Origin of the sequence: Tepidiforma sp. (genome assembly GCF_026419595.1) — a bacterium.
Lineage (GTDB): Bacteria > Chloroflexota > Dehalococcoidia > Tepidiformales > Tepidiformaceae > Tepidiforma.
Map to the genome: position 1 here is coordinate 48,057 of NZ_JANZZD010000016.1, position 9,854 is coordinate 57,910.

The window sequence follows — 9,854 nt, forward strand, 5'->3', positions numbered from 1 at the left end:
CATTCTGCCCCATCCGCATGAACCGATTCGCGTCCGAACGGCCGCTCCCCGGCGTCCCTTCGGCCGGTTCGCCGGCTCAGTCCTGCCCCGGGTACCGCCACGGGCTCGCCGCCTCGTAGGCCGCGCTCACCCGCAGCAGGAACGCATCCGCGAACCGCGGCGCCACCGCCTGCAGCCCGACCGGCAGCCCGTCCGGCGCCAGCCCTGCCGGCAGCGAGGCCGCCGGCAGCCCGAGGAAGTTGAACGGGTAGGTGAACGGGATGAATCCCGCTGGCCCCACCTCCTTCCCCCCGATGACCGAGGGCGGCGGACCCTCCGCCGCGAACGCCGTCGCCGCCGTCGTCGGCGTCAGCAGCAGGTCGTACTGCGCGAAAAACCGCGTCATCTGCCGGTTCACCTGGTGCCGCTGCTCCAGCGCCCGCGCCACGTCCACCGCCGTGAACCGCCGCCCGACCTCCGCGAACCGCACGAAGCCCGGCTCCAGCTTCGCCCGCTGCTCCGCCGGCATCTCGTCCACCAGCCGCGTATCGCCCGCCGCCGCAATCGTCATCCAGGCCTCCATCGTGTCGCCGAATCCCGGCTGCGCCTCTTCCAGCTCTGCCCCGACTGCCGCCGCCAGCCGCTCCGCCGCCGCCCGCGCCACCCGCGCCACGTCCGGGTCGACCGCCGCATAGCCGAGGTCCGCGCTCCACGCCACCCGCCGCAGCCGCGGCGCCGGCCCGAGCACGGCCGCCTCGAAGCCGGTCGGCCCGTCCAGCACTTCCGGGTCATCCGGGTGCGGCCCCGCCGCCGCGTCCAGGTAGCGCGCGGCATCCCGCACGGTCCGCGCCATCGGCCCCAGCGTCGAAAAATACCCCCACGTCGGCGCGTGCTCCCCCGCCCGCGGGATGCGGTGCGCCGTCGGCTTGATGCCGTAGCAGCCCGTCATCGCCGCCGGGATCCGAATCGATCCGCCGCCGTCGCCCGCCGTCGCCAGCGGCACCATCCCGGCCGCGACCGCCGCGCTCGAACCCCCGCTCGAGCCGCCCGGGGTCTTCGCCGGGTTCCACGGGTTCCGCGTCGGCCCCCACAGCCGGTTCTCGGTGAACCCCTTGTAGCCGAACTCCGGCGTGTTCGTCTTCCCCACGATCACCGCCCCCGCCGCCCGCAGCCGCGCCACCTGTACCGAATCCGCCTCCGCCACCTGCCCTTCGAACGCCCGCGAGCCGTAGGTCATCACCAGCCCCTTCGCCGGCTCGAGGTCCTTCACGCCGATCGGCACCCCCGCCAGCGGCCCCGGGTCCTCGCCCGCCGCCACCAGCGCATCGATCGCCTCCGCCTGTCGCAGCGCCCCCTCCGCATCGACCTGGATGAAGGCGTTCAGCGGCGGGTTCAGCTCCGCGATGCGCGCCAGCGCCCGCTCCGTCACCTCCCGCGCCGTCCACTCCCCGCGCCGCACCCGTTCCGCGATCTCCCAGGCCGGCATCCATCGGTCCATTCGTGCGTCCCTCCGTGCGTGCTGCGCGCCGCCCCGCGCCCCGCGCATTGTAGCCCTCGCGTCCGCCGTTTCGGGGCCGCCCGGCCCCTCTCCTGCCGCCTCCCGCCGCCTACGCTGTCTCGGGGTTCCCCCGATTGCCGGGGCATGCCCGTCCGTGGTTCCCTCGATGCGGCCCGCCAGCCGCGGAGGTTCGCCGTGAAGCTTGCCGAAGTCCTCGCTACCAAAGGCACCGGTGTCGCCTGCATCGCCGCCGATGCCCCGGTCTCCGCCGCCATCGCCGAGCTCGCCGCCCGCAACATCGGCGCCCTCGTCGCCCTCGATGCCGCCGGCGCCGTCGCCGGCATCCTCTCCGAACGCGACATCGTCCGCGCCCTCGCTGCCGGCCGCCCGCTCGACCGTCTCGCCGTCGCCGACCTCATGACCCCCGGAGTCATCTGCGGCCGCCTCGACGACGACCTCGAACCGGCCCTCGCCGCCATGACCGACGGCCATTTCCGCCACCTCCCGGTCGTCGATGGCAGCACCCTTGTCGGCCTCGTGACCACCGCCGACCTCGCCCAGGCGCTCCTTCGCAGCCTCGCCGGCCGCCTCGTCACGCTCGAGCTCCGCCTCGAGGCCGAAAGCGACGAATCCGGGGTCGGCCGGTGACCGCCGCCGCCCCGCTCCGCGTGGCGGTCATCGGCTCGGGTCCGGCCGCGATGTACACCGTGGAACACCTCCTCGCCGCCAGCGCGAACCTCTCCATCGATGTCTTCGAGCGCCTCTTCGCGCCCTACGGCCTCGTCCGCTACGGCGTCGCCCCCGACCACCAGAAAATCAAAGGCGTCACCCGCGCCTTCGAACCCCTCCTCCACGACCCCCGCGTCCGCCTCTTCGCGGCCGTCGACGTCGGCCGCGACCTGGCCCTCGACGACCTCGCCCGCCGCTACCACGCCGTCGTCGCTGCAGCCGGCGCCCGCGCCGACCGCCGCATGGGCGTCCCCGGCGAAGACCTCCCCGGCTCCCTCCCCGCCACCGCATTCGTCGCCTGGTACAACGGCCACCCGGATTTCACCGGCCTCGCCATCGACCTCCAGCGCGAATCTGCCGTCGTCGTCGGCGTCGGCAACGTCGCCATCGATGTCGCCCGCATCCTCGTCCTCACCCCGGATGAGCTGCGCCGCACCGACATGCCCCCCTACGCCATCGAGGCCCTCGAAGCGAGCCGCATCCGCGAGGTGCACATCCTCGGCCGTCGCGGCCCGGCGCAGGCCGCCTTCACCGCGCCGGAGCTGAAGGAGCTCACGACCCTCGCCGGCGCCGCCCTCCGCATCGACCCCGCCGAGGCCGCCCTCGACCCCGCCAGCGCCGCCGAAGTCGAGCGTTCGCCCGACCGCACCCTCGCCCGCAAGGTCCAGCTCATCCAGGAAATCGCCGCCGCGCCCGTGCCCTGCCGCCCGCGCACCATCCACCTCCGCTTCTGCGTCTCTCCTCTCGAGCTCCTGCCGGGGCCCGACGGCGCCGTCGCCTCGGTCCGCGCCGTCCGCAACCGGCTCGTCGCGTCCCCCGCCGGCGGCATCGCCGCCGAGCCCACGGGCGAGGAAGAGACCATCCCCGCCGGCCTCGTCTTCCGCAGCGTCGGCTACCGCGGCCTCCCCATCCCCGGCCTCCCCTTCGACGAGCGCCTTGGCGTCATCCCCAACCGCGCCGGGCGCGTCATCGACCCCGCCAGCGGCGCACCCCTCCCCGGCCGCTACGTCGCCGGCTGGCTGAAGCGCGGCCCCACGGGCGTCATCGGCACCAACAAGCCCGACGCCGCCGAGACCGTCCGCTGCCTCCTCGAAGACGCCGACGCCGGCTGTCTCCCCGCGCCCGCCGACCCCGACCCGGCCAGCGTCGAAGCCCTCCTCCGCGGCCGCGGCGTCCAGTGGCTCGATTGCAGCGACTGGCAGCGCATCGACGAACTGGAACGCGCCGCCGGCGCCCGCGAAGGCCGCCCCCGCGTCAAGTTCACGTCCCTCGCCGCCGTCCTCGAAGCCCTCGGCCGGGCGGCCCCCGCTACCTGAGCCGTCCCCCTCAAGGAATCCCCCAATCCTGCCGTCAATTTCGGGGTGGACGACGACCTCGGCCCCATCGCGGCGCCCGTCATCGGCGCGCCCGCCATCGTCATCCCCCGCGGCGAAGCCCCCGGCGGCCGCGGCACGCTCGCGGCCGAGCGCCTCTTCGCCGTCGTCGTCGCCGTCGAGGAAGCCCCCTGGGACTACGGCGATGAGGTCATCATCTCCGTCGGCGAACGCGGCGCGGCCGTCGCTGCCCTCGCCCGCTTCCGCGAGGCCCGCCCCGGCCAGGCCGTCTTCACCCGCCAGAGCCCCTGGCGCCCCTTCGACCGCCGCGCCTTCGACCGCTACCCGGTCGCCATCGCCGCCGCCATCGCCGCCCCGCCCGAGCGCCTGCCGGCCACCATCGTCGACCTCTCCCTGGGCGGCTGCGCCGTCGAAGTCGACGCGCCCGCGCCTCCGCCCGGCGCCGCTCTCGAGCTCGAATGGCCCGGCCTCGCGGCCCCCGTCCGCGCCGTTCTCGTCCGCGGCCGCCCCGCCGCCGGGGGCCGCTACGCCTGGCACCTCCGCTTCGAACCTCTCACCCCAGAGGCCGAGGCCGTCCTCCGCGAACTGATCGCCGCGCTCGCCGCCGCCCTCGAAACGCCCGCCGCCTGAGCGCGCTACCATACCGGCACCCTCGCCCCGGAGGTGCCGCGTGTCGACCATCCACCCGGACGCGATCCCGCTCGAAGAGCCCGCCAGCTACGACTGGCCCGCGCTCGTCGCCTCCCTCGAGCGCCTCCTCCGCCTCCGCACCCCGCCCATCGGCATGAAGCTCTTCGAAACCGTCGAGGCGATGGAGGCCGTCCCCCGCATCCGCCGCCCCGCCGCCATCCACACCACCGACCAGGTCGTCGCCCAGGCCGCCCGCCTCGGCTGGACCGTCGGCATCACCGCCGACGACCTCGTCGGCGCCCAGTGCGGCGCCGTCATCGGCCTCCATCCCCAGGACGAGGAGTGGCGCTCCGGCCGCCGCATGGCCGGCGTCTGGTTCGAAACCCCGGAAGACGCCGCCGCCCACCAGGCCGCCATGGACGTCGTCCCCTTCGGCCGCTACCGCGCGATGGCCGTCTCGCCCCTCGCCAGCGGCCGCCTCGACCCGCCCGATATCGTCCTCATCTACCTCACGCCCGGCCAGGCGATCATCTTCATCAACGGCCTCCAGTGGAGCGGCTACCGCAAATTCAGCTGGGGCGTCGTCGGCGAATCCGCCTGCGCCGACAGCTGGGGCCGCGCCCTGGCCACCGGCGAACCGAGCCTCGCCATCCCCTGCTACGCCGAGCGCCGCTACGGCGGCGTCCTCGATGACGAGCTGCTCATGGCCCTGCCGCCCGCGTACCTCCCCCGCGCCATCGCGGGGATGGAGCGCCTCGCCGCCAACGGGCTCCGCTACCCCATCCCCCAGTACGGCATCCAGGCCGACGCCCGCGCCGGCCTCGCCCGCAGCTACGGCTGAGCCCGGCCTACAGGCTCCGCAGGAACCGGATGAGCGCCTCGTTCACCGCCTCCGGCGCCTCCTGCTGCACCCAGTGGCCCGCGCCCGGCACCAGCACCAGGTCCTTCAGGTTCGGCACGTGCTGCCGGATGTTCGCCTCCGGCGCGAACCCCCGCACCGGGTCCTTCTCCCCCGTGATGAACAGCGCCGGCACCGTCACCTTCGCGTTCCGCCACGCGCCCATCAGCTCCCAGTTCCGGTCGATGTTCCGGTACCAGTTCAGCCCGCCCCGGAAGCCCGTCCGCTGGAACTCGCCGACGAAGAAGTCGAGGTCCGCCTCGCTCAGCCACGGCGGCAGCTCCGCCGGGTCCACCATGTTGTCGAGGAACTTCGCCGTTTTCGGCCGCGGCTGCCCCATCTCCGGCGTCGGCACCAGGTTCCCCGAGGCCGAGTACAGCAGCTTCCGCATCGTCACCCGCACGTCCGCCTCCAGCTCCGCCTCCGCCTTCCCCGGCTCCTGGAAATACAGGATGTAGAAGAAGTTGTCCCCGAAGATCGCCTTCATCCCGTCCGTCGGCCGGACGTCCCCCCGCGGCCCGTAGGGCACGCTCATCCCCACCACCGCCGGGAACCGGTCCGGCCGGAGCAGCGCCGAGTTCCACGCTACCGGCGCTCCCCAGTCGTGCCCGACGATCACCGCCGTCTCCTCCCCGAGAGCGTCCAGCAGCCCGACGATGTCCCCCACCAGGTGGAGCTGCGTGTACTTCTCGATCTCCTGCGGCGCCGTCGTCTGCCCGTAGCCCCGCTGGTCCGGCGCCACCGCGTGGTAGCCCGCCTCCGCCAGCGCCGTCAGCTGGTGCCGCCACGAATACCACGACTCCGGCCACCCGTGGCAGAGCACCACCAGCGGCCCGCTCCCCGCCTCTGCGATGTGCATCTGGATGCCGTTCGTCGAAACCGTCCGGTGGGTGATTGCTGTCATCATCACGCCCCTGCGAAGTCTCCGGCTGCGCCGGGAAGCCGTAGCCTAGCCGACTCCTTCGCATGACACAAAAGACCCCGCTCGCGCGCGGCGGGGTCTTCGCTTCGCTGTGCCGGGTTGTCGCCTATTCCGAACCGGCCGAGACCGCCTCCGCCGGCCGGTCGTCCCCCTTCTTCACCCGCTCCATGTGCTCCAGCCCCTGCATGCTGAAGCCGAGATCCCCCAGCTCGCACAGGAAGCTGCAGTACGTCAGCCGCAGCGCGCTCGTCGATTTCGACGGCGTGTACGAGAGGTTGCACCGCTTGCACCGGATCAGCCCGGTGAATTCGGCGTCCCGCCCGAGGGGAATCGTTTGTTCGCGGTCGTCCGTTGCGTTCATCGCATCGTCCCTTCCATCTACAGTATGCGGCACCCGCCCGCAACGCGCTCATCGGCGCACCCGCACTTCTTGCTCCCCTCCAACACTCCGACCCTGTTCGATAGCAACTTGCCGGCCGAACCTGCCCCCGGTAGCGTGATCACAGCGTTAACGCGACAGCGTCCCGCCATGGCCGAATCCACCGCCGCGCCGCCACAGCCCTCCCGCCGCCTCAGCACCATCGCCGCCGAGGCGGGCCTCACCGCGGCCTTCATGCTCGTCTACTTCTTCCTCCGCGGCGTCCGGCCCGATGACGTCGATGCCGCCGTCGCCCGCAGCCTCCGCCTCATCCACGTCGAACAGCAGCTCGGCCTCTTTCTCGAAGTCCGCTGGCAGGCCGCCTTCCTCCAGAGCGGCCCCGCGATGGCCGTCGCCAACTGGGTCTACGCCTGGGGGCACTATCCGGTCATGCTCCTCATCGGCGCCTGGCTCCTCTGGAAGGACCCGGTCCGCTTCCGCTTCGTCCGCAACGTCCTCGTCGTCTCCGCGCTCATCGGCATCGCCGCCTACTGGCTCCTGCCCGCCGCGCCGCCCCGCCTCATGGCCCTTCACGGCTACGATTTCGGCTTCGTCGATACCGTCCACGGCGCCGCGAGCGCGGTGAACTACTTCCAGCCCGGCCCGTTCGTGAACGACTACGCCGCCCTCCCCAGCTTCCACTTCGGCTGGATCCTGCTCTCCTCCATGGCCGTCTGGGTCAACACCCGCAGCCGCCTCCTCCGCGCCGGCGCGGCCGCCATGTCCGCGGTCATGTGGTGGGCCGTCACCGTCACCGGCAACCACTACTTCTTCGATATGGTGATGGGCGGCCTCGTCGTCATCCTCTCCTGGTGGCTCGTCGCCAGCCTCGGCGACGTCCGCCTCCGCCGCCTCCCCGCCGCCGTCAGCGAACGCCTGCGCTGGTGATGCCCCGTCCTGGGCACCCGCCGCGGCCCGCCAGCGCCGCTTCGAACCCGGGCAGCGGCGCCCCCGCCCGCGGCCGGGCCCCGCGCCGCTGCCGCCGCGCCCGCTCCCGAAGCGCCCGCAGGTATGCCCGCTCGAACAGCTCCGAACACGCCCCGCAAATCCCGTGCGACACCTGCCCCTCTCCCTCGACGAGCACCGCGCCGCACCACGCACACACCACGCGCATCGCACGACCTCCAGCCGAAATCCGGGCGCACCACCATCCTCCCCCGGTCCGCTGCCCTGCCGCTATCGGGGGTTCCCCCGATAGGAGGCCCCGTGCGTAAACGCTTCGAAAAACGTCCGCGCCGATTCGCGCAGCCGCCGCCTCCGCTACACTCGCCCCGTGGCCCAGTCCCCGGCCGAAGGCCCGCACGCCCTCATCGACGAGCTCACCCGCCAGCTCGACACCACCCGCCGCCTCCTCACGTCCGGCCCCGACGACATCGCCGAGCGCGCCCTCGCAGGCTTCGAACCGGAGGCCGGCGCCGAAGCCCGCATCGCCGCCAGCCTCGCCGCGCCGCCGCTCGCCGATCCCGCCGCCTTCCCCGCCGCTCACCGCCTCGCCGTCCGCGCGCTCGAAGTCCTCGACCGCGAAGCCGCGCGGGACGTCCCCGTCAGCCGCCGCTACTGGCGGTTCCGGCCCCTCGCCAGCCTCGCCGCCGGGTTCGTCGCCGGCTACATCACGCGCGGCTACGCCCGCGCCGTCGCGCACCGGCTCGCCGTCCTCTACGCCCGCCGCGAGGCCCAGTGCCTGCCCGGCACCCCGGAGCGCGCCAGCCTCGCGCGCGCCCGCTCCGAGATGGACCGCCTCCTCCCCGGCTTCGCCGGGGGCGGCGCCGGCGTCCCCGCGCTCGTCGCCGGCGGCGCGGTCGTCCCGCTCCTCGCCTCCCTTGGCCAGTACCTCGGCGCCATCGACGTTCTCGCCCGGCCGGTCATCGCCGCTCTCTTCGGGAGCCTCTTCCTCCTCTTCCTCCTGCTCTCCTCGCTGCTCCTCACGGGCGCGCGCTTCGCCCACCGCCGCGCGGCGCTCGTGATGCGCCAGCCGCTCGCCGCCCTCTGGGCCGCCATCGGCGACGCCGGCGACCCGCCCGAAGACGACGCCCGGCTCTTCGCCGCCGTCGCCATTCTCCTCACCGGCGCCGTCTGGCTCGTGATCCCCGCGGCCGCGGTGACCCTCTACCTGCTCGCCTGAGCCCGCGCCGCGTCCGCTCCGCTCACTCCAGCCCGAGCAGCTCGACCGGCCTGCCGGTCCACGCCCGCACCTCGCCGACGCGCACCGCTCCCGGGATCGCGGCCAGCACCGCCTCCGCGTCCTCCGCCCCCACCATGAGCACCATGCCGATGCCCATGTTGAACACCTCGTACATCTCCTCCGCCGCCACCCGGCCCCGCGCCGCGATCAGCCGGAAGATGCCGGGCACCTCCCACGCGCGCGTATCGATGACCGCCGTCACGCCCGCGGGCAAAATGCGCGGCACGTTCTCCCGGTAGCCCCCGCCCGTGATGTGCGCCATCCCCCGCACCATCCCGATGACCGGCCGGACCTCCTTCGCGTACGGCCGGTGGGTCGCCAGCAAGGCCTCCCCGAGCGTCGCCCCGGCCAGCTCCGGCGGCCGCTCCTCGAGCCGGCGGCGCGTCTCCCCCGGCGGTTCGCCGTTCGCCACGTCCAGCGCACGGCGCGCCAGCGAAAAGCCGTTCGTGTGCAGGCCCGAACTCGGCAGCCCGATGAGCGCGTCCCCCGGCCGGATGCGCGAGCCGTCGATGATCGCGTCCCGCTCCACCACGCCGACGATGAACCCGGCGAGGTCGAACTCCCCCGGCGGGTAGACGTCCGGCATGTCCGCCGTCTCGCCCCCGAGCAGCGCGCAGCCCGCCTCCGCGCAGGCGTTCGCCACCCCTTCGACAAGTGCCTCCTTCTGCGCGTTCGAAAGCCCGTTCCCCGCGATGTAGTCGAGGAAAAAGAGCGGCTCGGCCCCGCAGACGAGGATGTCGTTGATGCTGTGTCCGAGGATGTCCGGCCCGCAGAGGTCGAGCCGGTCCGCCGCCAGCTGCAGCTTCACCTTCGTGCCGATGCCGTCCGCACTCGCCGAGAGCACCGGGTCGCGGTAGCGGTCCCCGAGCCGGAACAGCCCGGAGAACGGCCCCGCATCGCTCAGCACCTCCGGCCGCCGCGCCCGCGCGAGAATGCCCGGCAGCCGCCGCGCGAACACGCTCCGCGCCGCGATGTCGACCCCCGCCTCGGCGTACTTCCGTTCCCCGGTCACGCCATCAGCCTACCAGAGCCTGCCGCACCGGGCAGGCGACCCCCCGCCGCCCCCGCCGCCCCCGCGGGATGCCGCGGGCTCAGCCGCCCGCGGCGCGGGGTGGCTCGCCGCCTGCCGGCGGCTTCGCCGCGGGATGCCGGCGCTCCGCGCCGGCGCGGGAGGTTGGAGGTTGGAGGTTGGAGGTTGGAGGTTGGAGGTTGGAGGTTGGAGGTTGGAGGTTGGAGGTTGATACTCCCTCCCCGTTCCCCGCTC

The 9,854-nt window shown here is 73.7% G+C and carries 11 protein-coding genes; 6 read left to right on the forward strand and 5 right to left on the reverse strand.

Annotated features, from left to right (window positions below):
* Window positions 1-76 precede the first annotated feature (76 nt).
* Window positions 77-1,477 carry an amidase gene (locus N2041_RS09675; RefSeq protein WP_297678216.1) on the reverse strand — a complete coding sequence of 467 codons (1,401 nt, stop codon included), beginning with the start codon at window positions 1,475-1,477 and terminating at the stop codon, window positions 77-79.
* Window positions 1,478-1,672: 195 nt separating this feature from the next.
* Between N2041_RS09675 and N2041_RS09680 the strand changes: the two genes are divergently transcribed.
* The 4 genes from N2041_RS09680 to N2041_RS09695 all read left to right on the forward strand — a co-directional run bounded on the left by N2041_RS09680 (window position 1,673) and on the right by N2041_RS09695 (window position 5,011).
* Window positions 1,673-2,125, forward strand: coding sequence for a CBS domain-containing protein (locus N2041_RS09680; RefSeq protein WP_297678218.1), 453 nt, complete (start codon window positions 1,673-1,675; stop codon window positions 2,123-2,125).
* Entirely contained in the window at window positions 2,122-3,522 is a 1,401-nt protein-coding gene (locus N2041_RS09685; RefSeq protein ID WP_297678220.1) for an FAD-dependent oxidoreductase, read from the forward strand. The genes N2041_RS09680 and N2041_RS09685 overlap by 4 nt, the downstream gene beginning before the upstream one ends.
* 45 nt (window positions 3,523-3,567) lie before the next feature.
* Window positions 3,568-4,170, forward strand: coding sequence for a PilZ domain-containing protein (locus tag N2041_RS09690; RefSeq protein WP_297678222.1), 603 nt, complete (start codon window positions 3,568-3,570; stop codon window positions 4,168-4,170).
* Between the two features lie 64 nt (window positions 4,171-4,234).
* Window positions 4,235-5,011 carry a DUF169 domain-containing protein gene (locus tag N2041_RS09695; RefSeq protein ID WP_367187719.1) on the forward strand — a complete coding sequence of 259 codons (777 nt, stop codon included), beginning with the start codon at window positions 4,235-4,237 and terminating at the stop codon, window positions 5,009-5,011.
* Between the two features lie 7 nt (window positions 5,012-5,018).
* Here N2041_RS09695 and N2041_RS09700 read toward each other — a convergent pair whose 3' ends face one another.
* On the reverse strand, window positions 5,019-5,975 hold the full coding sequence (locus N2041_RS09700; protein ID WP_297678236.1) for an alpha/beta hydrolase: 957 nt from the start codon (window positions 5,973-5,975) through the stop codon (window positions 5,019-5,021).
* A 121-nt stretch (window positions 5,976-6,096) separates the two neighbouring features.
* Entirely contained in the window at window positions 6,097-6,351 is a 255-nt protein-coding gene (locus tag N2041_RS09705; protein ID WP_297678226.1) for a hypothetical protein, read from the reverse strand.
* A 168-nt stretch (window positions 6,352-6,519) separates the two neighbouring features.
* On the opposite strand from N2041_RS09705, the gene N2041_RS09710 reads away from it, so the two are divergent.
* Window positions 6,520-7,296, forward strand: a complete 777-nt coding sequence (locus N2041_RS09710) for a phosphatase PAP2 family protein (protein WP_297678228.1) — start codon at window positions 6,520-6,522, stop codon at window positions 7,294-7,296.
* On the opposite strand, the gene N2041_RS09715 is transcribed toward N2041_RS09710, so the two are convergent.
* Entirely contained in the window at window positions 7,274-7,522 is a 249-nt protein-coding gene (locus N2041_RS09715) for a hypothetical protein (protein ID WP_297678230.1), read from the reverse strand. The two genes, N2041_RS09710 and N2041_RS09715, sit on opposite strands and share 23 nt — an antisense overlap.
* A gap of 159 nt (window positions 7,523-7,681) precedes the next feature.
* Between N2041_RS09715 and N2041_RS09720 the strand changes: the two genes are divergently transcribed.
* The gene (locus N2041_RS09720; protein WP_297678232.1) at window positions 7,682-8,530 is read left to right on the forward strand and encodes a hypothetical protein; all 849 of its coding nucleotides are present in this window, start codon (window positions 7,682-7,684) and stop codon (window positions 8,528-8,530) included.
* Between the two features lie 22 nt (window positions 8,531-8,552).
* Here the strand turns inward: N2041_RS09720 and purM are convergent, their stop codons facing one another.
* The gene (gene purM, locus N2041_RS09725) at window positions 8,553-9,602 is read right to left on the reverse strand and encodes a phosphoribosylformylglycinamidine cyclo-ligase (RefSeq protein ID WP_297678234.1); all 1,050 of its coding nucleotides are present in this window, start codon (window positions 9,600-9,602) and stop codon (window positions 8,553-8,555) included.
* Window positions 9,603-9,854 lie beyond the last annotated feature (252 nt).

Bases quoted from the DNA above. Each gene is read 5' to 3' on its own strand.
- N2041_RS09675 (WP_297678216.1), bottom strand. From the start codon at position 1,477: ATGGACCGATGGATGCCGGCCTGGGAGATCGCGGAACGGGTGCGGCGC.
- N2041_RS09700 (WP_297678236.1), bottom strand. From the start codon at position 5,975: ATGATGACAGCAATCACCCACCGGACGGTTTCGACGAACGGCATCCAG.
- N2041_RS09705 (WP_297678226.1), bottom strand. From the start codon at position 6,351: ATGAACGCAACGGACGACCGCGAACAAACGATTCCCCTCGGGCGGGAC.
- N2041_RS09710 (WP_297678228.1), top strand. From the start codon at position 6,520: ATGGCCGAATCCACCGCCGCGCCGCCACAGCCCTCCCGCCGCCTCAGC.
- N2041_RS09715 (WP_297678230.1), bottom strand. From the start codon at position 7,522: ATGCGCGTGGTGTGTGCGTGGTGCGGCGCGGTGCTCGTCGAGGGAGAG.